General features: G+C 72.0%; 16 protein-coding genes. 10 read left to right on the top strand and 6 right to left on the bottom strand.

Annotated elements, in window-relative coordinates; genetic code table 11:
- From KBX26_RS31265 to KBX26_RS31250, 4 genes are all read right to left on the bottom strand, one after another.
- The coding region (locus tag KBX26_RS31265) for a GNAT family N-acetyltransferase (RefSeq protein WP_210867057.1) at positions 1–497 on the bottom strand (497 nt) is incomplete at its 3' end.
- Positions 494–1,423, bottom strand: a complete 930-nt coding sequence (locus KBX26_RS31260) for a ribonuclease Z (protein ID WP_210867056.1) — start codon at positions 1,421–1,423, stop codon at positions 494–496. The genes KBX26_RS31260 and KBX26_RS31265, both read right to left, overlap by 4 nt.
- A 325-nt stretch (positions 1,424–1,748) precedes the next feature.
- Positions 1,749–2,411, bottom strand: a complete 663-nt coding sequence (msrA, locus tag KBX26_RS31255; RefSeq protein WP_030337942.1) for a peptide-methionine (S)-S-oxide reductase MsrA — start codon at positions 2,409–2,411, stop codon at positions 1,749–1,751.
- 76 nt (positions 2,412–2,487) lie between these two features.
- The gene (locus tag KBX26_RS31250; protein WP_210862620.1) at positions 2,488–2,910 is read right to left on the bottom strand and encodes an HIT family protein; all 423 of its coding nucleotides are present in this window, start codon (positions 2,908–2,910) and stop codon (positions 2,488–2,490) included.
- Between the two features lie 96 nt (positions 2,911–3,006).
- Between KBX26_RS31250 and KBX26_RS31245 the strand changes: the two genes are divergently transcribed.
- From KBX26_RS31245 to ilvA, 4 genes are all read left to right on the top strand, one after another.
- Complete coding sequence (locus tag KBX26_RS31245) at positions 3,007–4,149, top strand: cystathionine gamma-synthase (RefSeq protein ID WP_030337944.1); 1,143 nt, start codon at positions 3,007–3,009, stop codon at positions 4,147–4,149.
- A 13-nt stretch (positions 4,150–4,162) separates the two neighbouring features.
- Positions 4,163–5,572: an amidase gene (locus KBX26_RS31240; protein ID WP_030337945.1), complete on the top strand. Its 1,410-nt coding sequence runs from the start codon at positions 4,163–4,165 to the stop codon at positions 5,570–5,572.
- A gap of 144 nt (positions 5,573–5,716) precedes the next feature.
- Positions 5,717–6,553, top strand: a complete 837-nt coding sequence (locus KBX26_RS31235) for a DUF4328 domain-containing protein (protein WP_247681286.1) — start codon at positions 5,717–5,719, stop codon at positions 6,551–6,553.
- Between the two features lie 178 nt (positions 6,554–6,731).
- Positions 6,732–7,952, top strand: coding sequence for a threonine ammonia-lyase (ilvA, locus tag KBX26_RS31230; protein WP_030337947.1), 1,221 nt, complete (start codon positions 6,732–6,734; stop codon positions 7,950–7,952).
- 81 nt (positions 7,953–8,033) lie between these two features.
- Here ilvA and greA read toward each other — a convergent pair whose 3' ends face one another.
- A complete protein-coding gene (greA, locus tag KBX26_RS31225; protein WP_030337948.1) occupies positions 8,034–8,531 on the bottom strand; it encodes a transcription elongation factor GreA in 498 nt (165 codons plus the stop codon).
- A gap of 156 nt (positions 8,532–8,687) precedes the next feature.
- Positions 8,688–9,128: a DUF4307 domain-containing protein gene (locus KBX26_RS31220; protein ID WP_210867054.1), complete on the bottom strand. Its 441-nt coding sequence runs from the start codon at positions 9,126–9,128 to the stop codon at positions 8,688–8,690.
- A 201-nt stretch (positions 9,129–9,329) separates the two neighbouring features.
- Here KBX26_RS31220 and mca point away from each other — a divergent pair, with 201 nt between their 5' ends.
- The 6 genes from mca to purE all read left to right on the top strand — a co-directional run bounded on the left by mca (position 9,330) and on the right by purE (position 17,306).
- On the top strand, positions 9,330–10,211 hold the full coding sequence (mca, locus tag KBX26_RS31215; RefSeq protein ID WP_030337950.1) for a mycothiol conjugate amidase Mca: 882 nt from the start codon (positions 9,330–9,332) through the stop codon (positions 10,209–10,211).
- Between the two features lie 48 nt (positions 10,212–10,259).
- Positions 10,260–10,553: a hypothetical protein gene (locus tag KBX26_RS31210; RefSeq protein WP_030337951.1), complete on the top strand. Its 294-nt coding sequence runs from the start codon at positions 10,260–10,262 to the stop codon at positions 10,551–10,553.
- Between the two features lie 179 nt (positions 10,554–10,732).
- The gene (locus KBX26_RS31205; RefSeq protein WP_210867053.1) at positions 10,733–13,264 is read left to right on the top strand and encodes a bifunctional diguanylate cyclase/phosphodiesterase; all 2,532 of its coding nucleotides are present in this window, start codon (positions 10,733–10,735) and stop codon (positions 13,262–13,264) included.
- A gap of 183 nt (positions 13,265–13,447) precedes the next feature.
- Entirely contained in the window at positions 13,448–15,505 is a 2,058-nt protein-coding gene (locus KBX26_RS31200) for a thioredoxin domain-containing protein (protein ID WP_210867052.1), read from the top strand.
- Between the two features lie 101 nt (positions 15,506–15,606).
- On the top strand, positions 15,607–16,782 hold the full coding sequence (locus KBX26_RS31195; protein ID WP_210863297.1) for a 5-(carboxyamino)imidazole ribonucleotide synthase: 1,176 nt from the start codon (positions 15,607–15,609) through the stop codon (positions 16,780–16,782).
- Between the two features lie 32 nt (positions 16,783–16,814).
- Positions 16,815–17,306, top strand: coding sequence for a 5-(carboxyamino)imidazole ribonucleotide mutase (gene purE, locus KBX26_RS31190; RefSeq protein WP_210867058.1), 492 nt, complete (start codon positions 16,815–16,817; stop codon positions 17,304–17,306).
- The last annotated feature ends 158 nt before the right edge of the window (positions 17,307–17,464 follow it).

Below are 17,464 nucleotides of genomic sequence, written 5' to 3'. Positions count from 1 at the left end.
GTGTAGCGGAGTTGCGGGGTGAGGGCTGTGCCGATGTGCTCGACGCGCTCCGCGCCGGTCGGGGTCCAGCCGCCGCGCTCGTAGAAGGCTCGGGCATGGGCGTTCTCCCGGAGCACCCAGAGCACGGCACGCCGCCAGCCCTGCGCCCGCATGGCGTCCAGGGCGTCCACCATCAGGGTGCGACCGACGCCCCGGCCCTGCTCGCGCGGGTCGAGGTGGATCGCGTTGAGTAGCCCGGTGGTGGGGTCGTCCTCGTCGTCCGGGCCCAGGTGGCTGAACCCGACCAAGGCCCCGGCCCGCTCGGCCACTGTCATCCGGTGGGTGTCCCGCTCCCACAGCCACCGCTCGACCCAGTAGCGGCCCATCGCCTCCGGTGTCGGGTCGGCCAGCGCCTCGGCCGGCAGGAAGGCGGAGTACGCGGCGACCCGGGAGCGTTGGTGCAGGGCCCCCACCGCCATCAGATCGCCTTCGGTCGCGGAGCGGAGCGTGATGGTCACCCGGCCGAGGTTACCCGGCGCGGCGGAAGCTGCACCGTGGTCAGATCCTCGGCGACGATCAGCTCACCGTCGAAGTGCGCGCGTGCCTCGTCGTGGAACCGGCGCGGGTCGCTGTAGCGCTGGGAGAAGTGGGTGAGCACGAGTCGGCGTACCCCGGACTCGGTCGCCACCCGGGCGGCCTGCGCCGCGGTCAGGTGGCCGACCTCGGCGGCCAACGCGGCCTCCGACTCCAGAAATGTCGACTCGATGACCAGCAGGTCGGCGTGCTCGGCGAGGGCGTAGACCCCGTCGCAGAGGCCGGTGTCCATCACGAACGCGAACCGCTGCCCCGGTCGGGGCACGCTCACCTCGGCCCGGGTGACGCGGCGTCCGTCGAGGTCGAGGTGCCCGACGCGGATCAGCTCGCCGACGGCCGGGCCGACGATGCCGTACGCGGCCAGTTTCTCCGGCAGCATCCGGTGCCCGTCCGGCTCGACCAGCCGATAGCCGTACGTCTCGATGGGGTGCCGGAGCCGGCGGGCCTCCAGCGTGCCGCAGCGCAGGGCGATGCGCTGCCCGTCCGCCTCGATGGGCTCGACCCGCAGCTCGGCGGTCTCGTAGAAGGAGGTGGCGTGCCGCAGCCGGGCGAAGTATTCGGCGCCGCCAGCCGGAAAGTGCACGGCTACCGGGTGCGACACCCGGTCCAGGGAGAGCCGTTGGATGGTGCCGGGCAGGCCCAGGCAGTGGTCGCCGTGGAAGTGCGTGACGCAGATCCGGGTCAGGTCGGTGGCGGTGATAGTGGTGTGCAGGAGTTGGCGCTGGCTGCCCTCGCCCGGGTCGAAGAGGATCACCTCGTCGTCCCAGCGCAGCACGTACCCGTTGTGGTTGCGCTGACGGGTCGGTGCCTGGCTGGCCGTCCCCAGGACCACCAACTCGCGCATGGACATGGCCACTCCTGCGGATATGGAGCGACCCCCGGGGCGCTCCGCGCTGTCGCACGGGCCGGCTGGACTGGGCCGGCGCCCCGGGGGTCGGGTGGCTGCCTGGAATTCGCCGCACCGCTGCCACACGGTCTCGACGATGGTGCTGGTGCCCGCCTCGCGGCGGGCCGATCACTGTCGAGGACAGCGGCTAGCTGACAGCCACCTCACGAGTCCGATTGCTATACAAGTCTGGACCACCTCCTTTCACGTGTACGGCCACGTTATCGAGTTCTCGTCGGGCTCGGCAACGGATTTCGATCACAGGGCCGAACGGGAATGCCCGCGCCGGTCAGCCGTCGACACGGGCCACGCCGACCGGGCAGCTCAGGCCGTTCGGGCCGTGGTTGCAGTACCCGTTCGGGTTCTTGGTCGGCGCCAGGTACTGCTGGTGGTAGTCCTCGGCGAAGTAGTAGCTGCCGAGCGGGGCGATCTCGGTGGTGATCTCACCCTTGCCGGCGCGCGTCACGATCGGCTGGAACGCGTCCCGGGACGACTCGGCGATGGCCCGCTGCTGGTCGGTGGTCGTGTAGATCGCCGAGCGGTACTGGGTGCCGACGTCGTTGCCCTGGCGCATGCCCTGGGTCGGGTCGTGGTTCTCCCAGAAGACCTTCAGCAGATCCTCATAGTTGATCTTGCTGGGGTCGTACACGACCTGGACGACCTCGGCGTGCCCGGTCCGGCCGGAGCAGGTCTCCTCGTACGTCGGGTTCTTGGTGATGCCACCCGCGTAGCCGGCAGAGGTGGTGTAGACACCGGGCAGCGTCCAGAACAGCCGCTCGGCGCCCCAGAAGCAACCCATGCCGAAGACCGCTACCTGAAGGCCCTCCGGGAACGGGCCCTTCAACGGGGTGCCCAGCACCTCGTGGCGGTCAGCGACCGGCATGGCGATCGGGCGGCCCGGCAGGGCCTGGTCGGGCGTCACCATTTCGGCCTTCATGCGGCGCAGAAACACGGTGGGGATCTCCTCTCGTACCACTCGCGGCGTGCAACACCAGAGGGTCCTGCTTCCTTACCCGCGTGACGGTGACTCAGGCCCCGGCCGGGAACGCCGCCGCTACCCGGTCCGCGTAGCTCTGGGCCTCGCTGTCGTCGCCGTACCGGGTGCGCGGCCAGAAGAAGCCCCGCAAACCGTCGCCCTTGGTTCGCGGCACCACGTGGGTGTGCAGGTGGGGCACCGATTGGGACACCTTGTTGTTCATCGCCACGAACGTCCCACCGGCGCCCAGGGCGGTCTCCACCGCCACCGCCAGCCGCTGGACCAGGGCGAAGTAGCCGGGCAGCAGGTCGGCCGGCAACTCCGCCAGCGTCACCAGGTGCGCCCGGGGCACCACCAGCACGTGCCCCTTGAACACCGGCCGGGTGTCCAGGAACGCCACCCCGTCCGGGGTGTCGGCCACCCGGAACGCCGGCACCTCGCCCGCCACGATCCCGCAGAACACGCAGCCGCTCATCGGGCCAGGTTATGCCGACGCCGTTGGCGGCCCGGCCCCGCCTCGGAGCGCGGGTTCCGTTCCAGCCCTCTCCGACGGGGCACTAGCCTCACCAGAATGAGTCACGGCTTCGAGACGCTCGCCATTCACGCCGGCCAGGACCCTGAGGCCCGCACCGGCGCGGTGATCCCACCGATCTACCAGACCAGCACGTACGCCCAGGACGCCGTCGGCGCACCCCGCCTCGGCTACGAGTACAGCCGGTCCGGCAACCCGACCCGGGACGCGCTCCAGGAGTGCCTGGCGGCGCTGGAGGGCGGGCCGGTGGGGCTCGCCTTCGCCAGCGGCCTGGCGGCGGAGGACACCCTGCTGCGGGCCGTGTGCCAGCCCGGTGACCACGTGGTGATCCCGGACGACGCGTACGGCGGCACGTACCGGCTCTTCGCCCGGGTCGCCCAGCGCTGGGGCCTGGAGTTCAGCCCGGCCAAGGTCTCCGACCCGGCCGCGATCCGGGCGGCCGTGCAGCCCGGTCGCACGAAGATCGTCTGGGTGGAGACGCCGACCAACCCGCTGCTCGGCATCGCCGACATCGCCGCCCTGGCCGCCGTGGCACACGACGCGGGCGCCCTGCTGGTGGTGGACAACACCTTCGCCTCGCCGTACCTCCAGCAGCCGATCGCCTTCGGCGCGGACGTGGTGGTGCACTCCACCACCAAGTACATCGGCGGGCACTCCGACGTGGTCGGTGGCGCGCTGGTCGTCGCCGACGCCGGTCTCGGTGAGGAGCTGCGCTACCACCAGAACGCGATGGGCGCGATCAACGGCCCGTTCGACGCCTGGCTCACCCTGCGGGGCATCAAGACCCTCGGGGTACGCATGGACCGGCACTGCGACAACGCCGAGCGGCTCGCCGCCTACCTCGACGGGCACGCCAAGGTCGCCCAGGTGATCTATCCGGGGCTGCCCTCGCACGCCGGTCACGAGGTGGCCGTCAAGCAGATGCGCCGGTTCGGCGGCATGATCTCGTTCCGCGCCGCCGGTGGTGAGGAGCACGCCGTGGACATCTGCAACCGGGCCAAGCTCTTCGTGCTCGCCGAATCGCTGGGCGGCGTGGAATCCCTGATCGAGCACCCGGGCCGGATGACACACGCAAGTGCTGCCGGCTCGCCGCTTGAAGTTCCCGGCGATCTCGTGCGACTGTCTGTCGGCATCGAGACGGTCGACGACCTACTCGCCGATCTGGAGCAGGCGCTGGGCTGACCGCTGGGGAAGGATGGCCGTGCAGGACATCATGGCGACCTGGGTCGGAGCGACCGCCAAGCAGATCGCCCGGGGCGTACGCCGAGGTGACGTCTCGGCGACCCAGGTCGTCGCCGACCACCTCGAGTACATCTCCCGAGCCGACCGTGAGCTGGCCGCGTTCCGCGCCGTTCGCGGCGGTGAGGCGATCACCGAGGCGGAGAAGGTCGACGAGCAGGAGGACCTGGCGAACCTGCCGCTGGCCGGGGTTCCGGTGGCGGTCAAGGAGAACACCCCGGTCGCCGGCCTGCCCACCTGGAACGGGTCGGCCGCCGCCCGCACCGACGTCGCGGAGGCCGACCACGAGGTGGTGCGTCGACTGCGCGGCGCCGGCGCGGTGATCCTCGGCGTGACCCGGATGCCCGAACTGGGGCTGTGGGCACTCACCGACGACGACAGCGCGGTGACCCGTAACCCGTGGGACAGCACGCGTACCCCCGGTGGATCCTCGGGTGGCTCGGCCGCCGCGGTCGCCGCCGGGCTGGTGCCGATCGCGCACGCCAACGACGGTCTCGGCTCGATCCGGATTCCCGCGGCCTGCTGCGGGCTTGTCGGGCTCAAGCCCGGTCGGGGCGTGGTCCCCTGCCAGCTCGGTGCCGACGACTGGTTCGGTCTCACCGAGCACGGCATGCTGACCAGCACGGTCGCCGATGCGGCGGTCGGCTTCTCGGTGCTCGCCGGCCGACGCCCCGAGAAGCTCGTCCCGCCGCAGCGGCTGCGGGTGGGGGTCTCGTTGCGTTCCCCGGTGCGCGGTGTCGCGGCGGACGCGCCGAACCGGGACGCGGTCGCCGCCGCCGGTCGGCTCCTCGCCGCCGCCGGGCACGACACGGTGCCAGCGGATCCGGTCTACCCCACCGCGCTCGGCCTTCAGGGCATCGCCACCTGGCTCGCCGCGGCCGCCACCGACGTCCGGGCGTCCGGCCTGGACCGGCGCGGTCTGCAACGGCGTACCCGGCGGCACGTCGCGCTGGGCGAGTGGGCGCAGCGCCGCGGCTACGTGCGGGAGGCGGACCGGGCCGCGTGGCGGCAACGGTCGGTCGACTTCTTCACCGACCACTCGGTCGACCTGCTGCTCACCCCGGCGCTGGCCAGCGCGCCACCGGAGGCGGCCCGCTGGTCGGAGCGGTCCTGGCGGGCGAACATGTCCGCCAACATCCGGTACGCCCCGTACGCCGCGCCCTGGAACATCGCCGGCCTGCCGGCGGTCGTCGTGCCGGTCGGCCGCCGCCCGGACGGCCTGCCGGTCGCCGTGCAGCTGGTCGGTCCGCCCGGCTCGGAGCTGCTGCTGCTCGGTGTGGCCGGCCAGTTCGAGATGGCCGCCCCGTGGACACGCCACGCACCCGGCTACCCCCGGGTCGGAACGGGGTCGCCGACCTCCGCATGATCGTCTACGGTGTGCGCGCATCATCACGCGTGCACACCGGGGGAACTCATGCGCTGCCAGACCTGCGGGGACGCCATCTCCCCCGAGCACGACGAATGCCAACGGTGCTACACGCCGGTCGGCCAGGCCGCGATCACTCCCGGCTTGCCGACGCACCGCGTGCGTGGCATCGGTCTGGCGGCCCGCATCGCGGTCGGCGCGACCGCCGTGCTCTACCTCGTGGTGGCGCTCTCCCCGCTGGTCGGGATGGCCCTCGCTCGGCAGGCCAAGGTCGACAACGACCCTGAGCTGCTGGTCGCCGCGTTGATCATGCAGGTGGTGTCGTCGCTGCCCATGGTGGTCGCGTACCTCACCGCCGCCGTGCTGGTGATCATCTGGATGTGGCGGGCACGCAAGAACACCGACGCCTTCCCGGGCGCGCTGCCGACGCTCGGGGCCGGATGGGCGATCGCCGGTTGGCTGGTGCCGTTCGCGAACCTGGTGGTGCCGGCCCGGGTGATGGCGGCCGTGGCGCGCGACAGCCTCTGGCGGCGGTTCACCCCGACCCTGGTGGCCGTCTGGTGGAGTTCCTGGCTGGTGTTCAGCCTCGGCGAGCGGCTGGTCAGCCGCCTCGACGACGGTGCCTACAACAAGCTGCCGGAGACCCCCACCACCGACGGCGGCTACCAGCAGTACGTCGACTACTACCGGGACTCACTGCTGCGCAACATCGTGCCCTCGGTGGCGTGCGTGGTCGCCGCGGTGACGCTGTACCTGCTGATCCAGCGGATCTCCGCCGCGCAGGAGGCCCGCATCGCCCGCGCGCTGCCGGTGTGGCAGACCGCCGGGGTCTGGCCGGGCGCGGTGCTGCCGGAGATGCCGCCCGCGCCGTTGGTCCCGCCGGTCCCGGCGAATGACGCGGTCCCGCCGGCCGCTCCGGCCCCGTCGACCGCTCCGGGCGCTCCGGCCGTTCCTGGGCTGGAGGGGTCACCTCGGGCATGATCCACTCGGGTTCGCTGATGTCGCGGTGTCGCAGCGAGGCTGACACCGCGACATCAGGACCGTCGAGTGGATCAACCGGGTGCGCGGCGGACTGACGTGGCGATCGAGCCGGCCGGTCCGTCCTGTCGACACCGGTGTCGCCGCCGAGGGCCGCGGCGGCGGGTGGCACGATCGGGGCATGACGGAACTGGTCGGTCTCGACGACGTGCGGGCCGCACGGGAGTTGCTCGCCGGGGTCACCCGCACCACCCCGCTGGAGCCCTCCCGCCCGCTCAGCGCGGCCCTGGGCGGGCCGACCTGGCTCAAGTGCGAGAACGTGCAGCGCGCCGGCTCGTACAAGGTCCGGGGCGCGTACGTGCGGATCTCGCGGTTGTCGGCGGCGGAGCGGGAGCGCGGCGTGGTGGCGGCGAGCGCGGGCAACCACGCGCAGGGCGTGGCCCTCGCCGCCGGCCTGGTCGGCACGCACGCCACCGTCTTCATGCCGGTCAACGCGCCGCTGCCGAAGGTGGCCGCCACCAAGGGGTACGGCGCGCAGGTCGAGCTGGCCGGGAACACCGTCGACGAGTCGCTTGTCGCCGCGCACACGTACGCCGAGCGCACCGGCGCGGTGCTGATCCACCCGTTCGACCACCCCGACGTGATCGCCGGGCAGGGCACAGTGGCGCTGGAGATCCTCGAACAGTGCCCGGACGTGAAGACGATCATCACCGGGGTGGGTGGCGGCGGTCTGATCTCGGGCATGGCGGTGGCCGTCAAGGCATTGCGACCGGACGTCCGGATCATCGGTGTGCAGGCGGCCGGCGCGGCGGCGTTCCCGCCCTCACTGGTCGCTGGAGAACCGGTCCGGCTGCCCGTGTTCGCCACCATCGCCGACGGCATCGCGGTCGGCCGGCCCGGCGAGATCACCTTCAACCACGTGCGCAAGCTGGTCGACGAGATCGTCACGGTCTCCGAGGAGGACATCTCCCGGGCCCTGCTGATGTTGCTGGAGCGCGGCAAGCAGGTGGTCGAGCCGGCCGGGGCGGTCGGGGTCGCCGCGCTGCTGGCCGGCGTGGTCGAGGTGGAGACGCCGGTGGTCGCCGTGCTCTCCGGCGGCAACATCGACCCGTTGCTGATGCTGCGGGTGATCGAGCACGGGTTGGCCGCCGCGGGTCGCTACCTGCGGGTGACAGTCCGCTGTTCGGACCGGCCGGGGCAGCTCGCGTCGTTGCTCAGCCAGATCGCCGAGCACCGGGCCAACGTGGTCGACGTGGAGCATCAGCGGGCCAACCCGCACCTCAGCCTCGGCGAGGTGGAGGTCGCGCTGTCGGTGGAGACCCGGGGCGTCGAACACTCGGACACGCTGATCAGCGCCCTGCGGGCCAGCGGCTATCAGGTGGTCTTCGCAGCCGAGGCGTGACACCGGTAGGTGCCACGCCTCGGATACGCGGTGTCTCGGTGCCGGCCTCGGTCAACCCGGCCGGCCGCTGTCGGCGACGGGTCAGCCGGAGAACGGCTCGAAGCTGACCACCGTCACCTTGATGTCGGCGCCGCTGGGTGCCGTGTAGGTGCAGGTCTGCCCGGCTCGCCCGCCCAGGATCGCCTTGCCCAGCGCGGACTCGGGGCTGTAGACGGTCAGGTCGGTCGTGGCCGCGATCTCCCGCGAACCGAGCAGGAACGTCTCGGTGTCGTTGGTGTCGTCGTCGAAGTAGATCGTCACCACCATGCCCGGCGACACCGCGTCGGCGGACGGGGCCTCGCCGACCTTCGCGGTGCGCAGCAGCTCCTGCAGGTAGCGGATGCGACCCTCGGCCTTGCCCTGCTCCTCGCGGGCGGCGTGGTAGCCGCCGTTCTCCCGCAGGTCGCCCTCCTCGCGCCGAGCGTTGATCTCGGCTGCGATCGCCGGACGGTTGGCGATGTGCTCGTCGAGCTCGGCCTGGAGGCGGTCGTACGCGTCCTGGGACAGCCAGGTGGCGGGCGCCTCGTTGCCAGTGGACACAGGCGTTCTCCTCAGTTGTGCGTGGCTGGCTGACAGGTGAACTACCAAGTTACCAGTGCGGTACGACACAGGGTGTCGGCCATCACCGCCGGTGTCCGGATCCGACACCCGCGGTAGGCGCTCGATCGACAGCGTTTCCAGTGCTGTTCGGGCAGCTCAGGACGGTGATTGGCAGCGCAGCACCTCGCCGATGAACGGCCGCGCGGTGGTGGCCAGGCGGTGCCGGGTCGTGACGTGCCGATCCCCGGGGGCGGCGGTCACGGTGACCTGTTCGCGGGCCACCTCGGCCCCGGCACGGTCCCGGGCCCGCAGCACGCAGACCGCCGCGCCACCCGGCGGGACTGTCACCCGGAAGTGGACGAGCACCTGCTTGTCCGTGATGTCGGTGTACGTGATCACCTGTGCGTCGTAGACCGGGTCGCCGTACTGCCGGTAGAGCCGGAACGAGATCACGGTCAGCGTCGCCACCAGCGCCAGCAGCGCCAGCGCGGCCAGCAGCGTACGGCGGCGCTTGCCGCCCGGTGCCCGACGCCGGCCGTAGCGCCCGGCCGGGAATTCCGGCGCAGCTGGTGAAATTGTGGCGTGCGTCTCGGTCACCGGCGGGTATCTCCTGGCGTTGTTGTCGGCGGCATCGGCAAGAATGACAGAGCCCCATCCTCCCACCCGGTCCAGCGGCAGGAATGGCAGGTCATGCCTGGCGCTGCTGGCCGGCGACAGGGTGCGGCGAGAAGATCCCGGCAGGTCAGCCGGTTGAGCCCGGTCGGGTCCACCGTCCGGCACAGACGAGGAGCGCCGAAGTTGGCAGAGCAACTGCGTCTCATGGCCGTGCACGCGCACCCGGACGACGAGTCGAGCAAGGGCGCGGCGACGACGGCGAAGTATGTCGCTCAGGGGGTGGACGTCCTGGTCGTGACGTGCACGGGCGGCGAGCGCGGGAGCGTGCTCAACCCCAAGCTCGACCGGCCCGACGTGTGGGCCAACATCGGTGAGATCCGGCGGGCCGAGATGGACGCCGCGCGGGCGATCCTCGGTGTCGACCAGGCCTGGCTGGGCTTCGTCGACTCGGGCCTGCCCGAGGGCGATCCGTTGCCGCCGCTGCCCGAGGGCTGTTTCGCCCTTCAGGACGTCGAGGTCGCCGCGGGTCCGCTGGTGCGGCTGATGCGTGAGTTCCGTCCGCACGTCGTCACCACGTACGACGAGGAGGGTGGCTACCCGCACCCTGACCACATCATGTGTCACAAGGTGAGCGTGGCCGCCTTCGAGGCCGCCGGTGACCCGGAGCGCTACCCGGAGCTGGGCGCGCCCTGGCAGCCGCTGAAGCTCTACTACGACATCGGCTTCTCCAAGGGCAAGATCATGGCGCTGCACGAGGGCATGCTGGCCGCCGGGCTGGAGTCGCCCTACGAGGAGTGGCTCAAGCGGTGGGAGGATCGGCCCGACAAGGGCCCCCGGATCACCACCCGGGTGGAGTGCGCCGACTACTTCCCGGTCCGCGATGACGCGCTGCGCGCCCACGCGACCCAGGTCGACCCGGACGGCTTCTGGTTCCACGTCCCGATGGAGTTGCAGCAACGCGCCTGGCCCACCGAGGATTACGAGCTGGCCCGCTCGATGGTCGACAGCCCGCTGCCCGAGTCCGATCTCTTCGCGGGGGTGCGGGAGACGGCGCACGCGCGCTGATTCCGGGCAGGGCTACCCTGGTTACCAACCGCACTTCGGAGGAACGCCATGCTGACCGCTGCCCAGGTGCTCGCGGAGAACAACTTCGGGGACACCCGCACGGGTGGTCTGGCCGGGCCGATGGGCCTGTTCCTCATCCTGCTGCTGGCCACCGCGACCATCCTGCTGATCCGCAACATGAACTCTCGGCTGCGCCGTCTGCCGGACCGTTTCCCCCAGCAGTCCGGGGCGGCCGACCCGACCAGGGCCGATGCGTCAGTCGTCGATCCGACAGACGGGACCGGGGGGCGGGATTCATCCACACCCGCTCCCAACGGGCACCAGCAGCACCTGAACGGATAGCCGGCGCATGAATCACGCCGAACCGGGTGGTCGCCCCCTGTTGCGGCCACCCGGTTTGGCTTAGCCTTCCGCCGGGGGGACCAAAAGTCTCCGAGCCGTGTGCGGGAGGGGGCGCCGATGACCAGCACAGCACCGGCCGCCCGCCGCGACGTCGGTCGGTCGGCTGACGGGGGAGGTCGATGACCTCCGGTCCGGCCGACGACCCGTTCGATCGGCTCGGGGTGCGTGGCACACCGGGCCGGCTGCTCGTGCTCACCGCCGCCGTCACGGTGACCGCAGTGGCCGCCGCGGTGGTCGGGTTGACCCTCCCGGTCCGGCTGCCGGCCGACGACCCCCTCGGCGGTCCGGCCCGCTTCGGCATCGCCGTCGCCGTCCTCGCCCTCGCCCAGTTCGCCCGGCTGCGGTTCCGCTCGCCAGCGGGCATGGTCAGCATCACCTGGGGCGAGGCGGCCCTGATCGTCTGCCTCTACCTGACCCCCGCCGGCTGGCTCCCGTCCGCCACGCTGCTCGGCACCGGGCTGGCCTGGACGATCCTGTCACTGCACAACGACCGCCGTCCGGCCCTGGAGATCGTCCGGATCGCCGCGTCGCTCGCCGCCGCGTCGGCACTGGCGGTGTCCGTGACCACCGCGCTCGGGCGGCCGCTGCTCTCTGCGCCCACCCCGATGCTGGCGCTGGCCGTGATCGCCGGTTCGGTGACGTACCTCCTGGTGACCGCCTGGCTCGGCGGCGTGACGGTGGGTCTGCGGCACGGCCTGCCCATCGGGCCGCCGCTGCTCGCCGCGCTGCGCGGCAAGCTGCTGATGTTCGTCGGCAACGTGGCGGTCGGCCTCGTGGTGGTCGCGCTGCTGGAGCTCGACCCGCGCTGGTTGCTGTTGCTGCCGCCGCTGCTGTGGCTGCTGCAACAGACCTACCGTTACCGGTTGCGCTCGGATCAGGAGCGCCGCACCTGGCGGGCCTTCGCCGAGGCCACCGCGGCCCTCAACCAGCTCGACGAGCGGGGGGTGGCCAGCGCGGCGGTCACCGGAGCGCTGACGCTGTTCAACGCCGAACTGGTGGACGTCGACGTGGCCCGGCCCAACGGCCGGTGGCACCGCTACCGGGGCGACGCCGGCGGTCAACTGGTCGACCGCGAGACCGGACCACCGGAACAGTCCGAACCGGACGAGCACGAGCTGAGCCGGGCGCTGTCGGTCGGTGCCGCGCCGGTCGGTCGGCTGCGGGTGCGGTTCCCCCGCTCGGCCCCGCCCACCGCCCGGGAACGCGACGCGGTGGCCGCGTTCGGCGACGCGCTCGCCGCCGCGCTGCACGACGCCGCTACCCACCACGAGCTGCGCCTGGTGACCGCCCGTTCGTCGTACGACGCGGTGCACGACCCGCTCACCGGGCTCGCCAACCGGGCGGCGATGCTGAGCAGGGGCGACCAGTCGCTGCGACAGCTCAGCCACGACCACCCGGTGGCGCTGCTGCTGCTGGACATCAACCAGTTCAAGGAAGTCAACGACACCCTCGGTCACGCGGCGGGCGACCAACTGCTGCGGCTGACCGCGAACCGACTCAACGCGCTGGTCCGCACCGGGGACCTGCTCGGTCGACTCGGCGGTGACGAGTTCGCCCTCCTGCTCACGGCGGTGCCGGTGCTCGGCGACCGGGCCGCCCCGATGGCCCACGCGCTGCGCCAGGCTCGCGAGATCGCCGAGCGGCTGGCCGCGCCGACCGAGGTGGCCGGCGTACGGATGTCCATCGAGGTCTCCGTCGGTGTGGTGGTGGCCGCCGCCGGCACCGCTGACCTGACCGAGCTGCTGCGTCGGGCCGACATCGCGATGTACCAGGCCAAGGAGGGCGGCGGCAACGTCGCCGCGTACGACGGCGCGCGCGACGCGGCCAGCACCGACCAGCTCGCCCTGCTGGCCGAGCTACGTGAGGCGTTGACTGTCGACGATCAGCTGGTGCTGGCACTGCAACCGGCGGTCGACCTGGCCACTGGTGCGCCGACCGGGGTGGAGGCGCTGATCCGGTGGCAGCATCCCCGGCGGGGGTGGCTGAACCCGGCTGACTTCATCCGGCCGGTGGAGAACAGCGAGCAGCTCGGCACCTTCACCCGCTACGTGCTGAACAAGGCGCTCAGCGTGGCCGCCGGTTGGGCCCGGGAGGGGTTGGACGTCCCGATCTCGGTCAACCTCTCGGCGCGCAGCCTGCTGGACCCCCGGTTGCCGGTGGAGATCGCCGACGCGTTGCGCCGCCACCAGGTGCCGCCGCACCGGCTCGTCCTGGAGATCACCGAGACGGTGGTGATGAGCGAGCTGGAGGTCATCGACGAGGTGTTGGCGACGCTGAGGTCGATGGGCGTGCAACTCGCTGTCGACGACTTCGGCACCGGCTTCTCGTCGTTGACGTTCCTCACCCGGATCGCCGTGGACGAGCTGAAGGTGGACCGCTCCTTCGTCATCCGGATGGCCGACTCGCCGGAGGCCGCCGCGATCGTCCGGACGACGGTGGGCCTTGCCCACGAGCTGGGGCTACGGGTGGTCGCCGAAGGGGTCGAGACCGCCGAGCAGCGGATGGCCCTGGCCGAGCTGGGTTGCACCTCCGCGCAGGGCTACCACTTCTTCAAGCCGATGCCGGCCGACAAGATCGGCGCGGTGCTCGGGTCACTGCGCGACTCGGCGGAGTCGAACGTGTTCCGGCTCCGCGCCGACGGCGCATCCTGACCGACCGGCGCAACCTGACCGACCGGAGTGGTCTGACCGTCCGGCGTGGCCTGGGGCCGACCGGCGCATCCTGACCGACCGGAGTGGTCTGACCGTCCGGCGTGGCCTGGGGCCGACCGGTCTCGGGTGGGACGTCCGGGTGGAGGCCGCGCGGTCCGCGCCGGGGCTGGCTATGGTCGTCAGGTGAACCGACTCGTCGACGCCACCAGCCCGTACCTGCTCCAGCACGCTGACAACCCGGTCGACTGGTGGCAGTGGTCGGACGAGGCGTTCGCCGAGGCGAAGCGCCGGGACGTCCCGGTGCTCATCTCCGTGGGTTACGCGGCTTGCCACTGGTGCCACGTGATGGCGCACGAGTCGTTCGAGAACGCGCAGGTCGGCGCCCTGATGAACGACAACTTCGTGTCGATCAAGGTGGACCGGGAGGAGCGCCCGGACGTGGACGCGGTCTACATGACCGCGACCCAGGCGATGACCGGCCAGGGCGGTTGGCCGATGACCGTCTTCGCCACCCCGGACGGCACCCCGTTCTTCTGCGGCACCTACTTCCCGCGACCCAACTTCATCCAACTGCTCGAGTCGGTCGCCACCGCCTGGCGCGAGCAGCGCGAGGCGGTGCTCGGCCAGGGCGCCGCCGTGGTCGAGGCGATCGGCGGCGCGCAGGCCGTGGGCGGCCCCACCGCCCCGCTGGACGCCCCGCTGCTCGACGCCGCGGCCGCCAAGCTGGCCAGCGAGTACGACGCCACGAACGGCGGGTTCGGCGGGGCCCCGAAGTTCCCGCCGCACATGAACCTGCTCTTCCTGCTGCGCCACCACCAGCGCACCGGCGACCCGACCAGCCTGGAGATCTCCCGGCACACCGCCGAGGCGATGGCCCGGGGCGGCATCTACGACCAGCTCGCGGGCGGCTTCGCCCGGTACTCGGTGGACGCGCACTGGACGGTGCCGCACTTCGAGAAGATGCTCTACGACAACGCGCTGCTGCTGCGGGTCTACACCCAGCTGTGGCGACTCACCGGAGACCCGCTGGCCCGCCGGGTGGCCCGGGACACCGCCCGGTTCCTCGCCGACGAGCTGCACCGGCCGGGGCAGGGGTTCGCGTCCGCGCTGGACGCCGACACCGAGGGCGTCGAAGGGCTCACCTACGCCTGGACGCCCACCCAACTCGTCGAGGCGTTGGGCGAGGAGGACGGCCGGTTCGCCGCCGACCTGTTCACCGTCACCGACGAGGGGACCTTTGAACACGGCATGAGTGTGCTGCGGCTGGCCCGGGACGTGGACGACGCGGCACCCGAGGTGCGCGCCCGCTGGCAGCAGGTGGTCGGACGGCTGCTCGCCGCCCGGGACACCCGCCCGCAGCCGGCCCTCGACGACAAGGTGGTGGCCGCCTGGAACGGCCTGGCGATCACCGCTCTCGCCGAGTTCCAGCAGGTCGCCGCCGGGAACGTGTCCCCGCAGGACGAGGACGCCAACCTGATGGACGGCATCACCATCGTCGCCGACGGGGCGATGCGCCAGGCCGCCGAGCACCTGGCCACCGTGCACCTGGTGGACGGCCGGCTGCGCCGGGTCTCCCGGGACGGCAAGGTCGGCGAGCCGGCCGGTGTCCTGGAGGACTACGGCTGTGTGGCCGAGGCCTTCTGCGCCCTGCACCAGCTCACCGGCGAGGGCCGCTGGCTCACCGTGGCCGGCGAGCTGCTGGACACCGCCCTGGCGCGTTTCGCCGCCCCCGGTGGGGCCTTCTACGACACCGCCGACGACGCGGAACGGCTCGTCGCCCGCCCGGCCGACCCGACCGACAACGCCACCCCGTCGGGCCGGTCGGCGTTGATCGCCGGGCTGGTGGCGTACTCGGCGCTGACCGGGGAGACGCGTTACCGGGAGGCAGCCGAAGCGGCCCTCGGCACTGTCGCGCCGATCGTCGGGCAGCACCCCCGGTTCACCGGGTACGCGGCCATGGTCGGCGAGGCGTTGCTCTCCGGGCCGTACGAGATCGCCGTGGTCACCGACGACCCGGCCGGCGATCCGCTGGTGACCGCCGCCCGCCGGCATGCCCCACCCGGAGCGGTGGTCGTCGCCGGGCGGCCGGACCAGCCGGGTGTGCCGCTGCTCGCCGACCGTCCGCTGGTCGAGGGGCGGTCCGCCGCGTACGTCTGCCGGGGTTTCGTCTGCCAACGGCCGGTCACCTCCGTCGAGGAGCTGATCGCCGAGCTGGGCGGACCGCACGGCCACGCCCGGTAGTCGTCCGCGCCGCCCGCCGGGTGGTCCTCCCCGCGCCCGCGCAGGTGGATCGCCGGCCCTCCGGGTGGGCGCGTTGGCGGCCCGGATAGGCTGGCCGCGCTATGGATTCCCGTACCGGTCTGCCAGTTGTCGGCATGGTGGGTGGCGGCCAGTTGGCCCGGATGACCCACCAGGCCGCGATCGCCCTCGGCCAGTCACTGCGTGTGCTCGCGACCGCCCCTGACGACGGTGCGGCGCTGGTCGCCGCCGACGTCCAGTACGGCGATCACACCGACCTGGCCGCCCTGCGTACCTTCGCCAAGGGCTGCGACGTCGTCACCTTCGACCACGAGCATGTGCCCTCCGAGCACATCCGCACGCTGGCCGCGGAAGGGGTGCCCCTCTACCCGCCGGCGGACGCGCTGCTGCACGCTCAGGACAAGCAGGTCATGCGGGAACGCCTGACCGAGCTGGGCGCGCCCAACCCGGCCTGGCGGCCGGTCGGGGAGCCCGCCGACCTCGTCGGCTTCGGCGAGCAGGTCGGCTGGCCGGTGGTGCTGAAGGCGGCCCGGGGCGGGTACGACGGTCGGGGCGTCTGGATGGTCGACGACGCCGCTCAGGCCACCGAGCTGGCAACCACCCTGCTCGCTGGCGGCACCCGGCTGATCGTGGAGGAGCGGGTGCCGCTGCGACGGGAGCTGGCCGTGCAGGTGGCTCGCTCGCCGTTCGGCCAGGTGGCCGCGTACCCGGTGGTGGAGACGGTGCAGCGCGACGGCATCAACGTGGAGGTGCTGGCCCCGGCACCCGGCCTGGACGAGGAGCTGGCGGTCTCCGCCCAGCAGCTCGCCATCGACCTGGCCACCGCGCTCGGGGTGATCGGTCTGCTGGCGGTGGAGCTGTTCGAGGTGCGTGACGACGCCGGTCGCCCGGCGATCGTGGTCAACGAGCTGGCGATGCGTCCGCACAACTCCGGGCACTGGACCATCGAGGGTGCCCGCACCTCACAGTTCGAGCAGCACCTGCGGGCCGTGCTGGACTACCCGATGGGTGACACCGCGTTGACCGCCCCGGTGGTGGTCTCGGCGAACGTGCTCGGCGGTGAGCCGGGCGGGATGTCGATCGACGAGCGGTTGCACCACCTCTTCGCGGCCGAGCCGGGTGCCAAGGTGCACCTGTACGGCAAGCAGGTGCGACCCGGCCGCAAGATCGGGCACGTCACGGTGCTCGGCGACGACCTGGACGACCTGCGGGCGCGGGCGGCACGGGCCGCGCGCTGGCTGCGCGAGGGCCACGAGTGAGCCACGATTTCGCCGACGACGAGAGGGCCGCAGTGAGCATGGTTGGGCTGATCATGGGCAGTGACTCGGACTGGCCGACCATGCGGGCCGCCGCCGAGGTGATGGACGACTTCGGCGTGGCGTACGAGGTGCGGATCATCTCGGCGCACCGGACTCCGGTCGCGATGATCGAGTACGGGCGCGACGCCGCCGACCGGGGTCTCAAGGTGATCATCGCGGGGGCCGGGGGTGCCGCCGCGCTGCCCGGCATGGTCGCCTCGGTGACGCCGCTGCCGGTGATCGGGGTGCCGGTGCCGCTGAAGCACCTCGACGGCATGGACTCGCTGCTGTCCATCGTGCAGATGCCGGCCGGGGTTCCGGTGGCCACCGTGTCGATCGGCAACGCCCGCAACGCCGGCCTCTTGGCCGTACGGATCCTCGGTGCCACCGACGAGGACCTGCGCGCCAAGATGACGACCTACCAGCAGGACCTGGAGAAGCTGGTGGCAGACAAGGAAACCGCCCTCCAGGCCACCCTGCGCTAGCCCTCCCGCGGCCCCGCCCCATCGCACCCCGCGATCTTGCACTTTCGGTCGCCGCTTCGCGGCTTTTGCCCCTTTATGCCGTAACAGAAAGTGCAAGATCGCGGGAGATGGACGCTGGCGCCGCGAACCCGGCCCACTCACCGCGCCCACTCACCCAC

The organism is Micromonospora sp. C97, assembly GCF_018070385.1.
In the GTDB taxonomy this organism is placed as follows: Bacteria; Actinomycetota; Actinomycetes; order Mycobacteriales; family Micromonosporaceae; genus Micromonospora; species Micromonospora parva.
This window is presented reverse-complemented; position numbering and strand designations above follow the sequence as displayed.

Excerpts from the sequence above, each read along its gene's own strand:
- KBX26_RS31205 (WP_210867053.1), top strand. The coding sequence starts at position 10,733 with ATGACCTCCGGTCCGGCCGACGACCCGTTCGATCGGCTCGGGGTGCGT.
- ilvA (WP_030337947.1), top strand. The coding sequence starts at position 6,732 with ATGACGGAACTGGTCGGTCTCGACGACGTGCGGGCCGCACGGGAGTTG.
- KBX26_RS31195 (WP_210863297.1), top strand. The coding sequence starts at position 15,607 with ATGGATTCCCGTACCGGTCTGCCAGTTGTCGGCATGGTGGGTGGCGGC.
- KBX26_RS31260 (WP_210867056.1), bottom strand. The coding sequence starts at position 1,423 with ATGTCCATGCGCGAGTTGGTGGTCCTGGGGACGGCCAGCCAGGCACCG.
- KBX26_RS31250 (WP_210862620.1), bottom strand. The coding sequence starts at position 2,910 with ATGAGCGGCTGCGTGTTCTGCGGGATCGTGGCGGGCGAGGTGCCGGCG.
- KBX26_RS31245 (WP_030337944.1), top strand. The coding sequence starts at position 3,007 with ATGAGTCACGGCTTCGAGACGCTCGCCATTCACGCCGGCCAGGACCCT.
- KBX26_RS31240 (WP_030337945.1), top strand. The coding sequence starts at position 4,163 with ATGGCCGTGCAGGACATCATGGCGACCTGGGTCGGAGCGACCGCCAAG.
- KBX26_RS31210 (WP_030337951.1), top strand. The coding sequence starts at position 10,260 with ATGCTGACCGCTGCCCAGGTGCTCGCGGAGAACAACTTCGGGGACACC.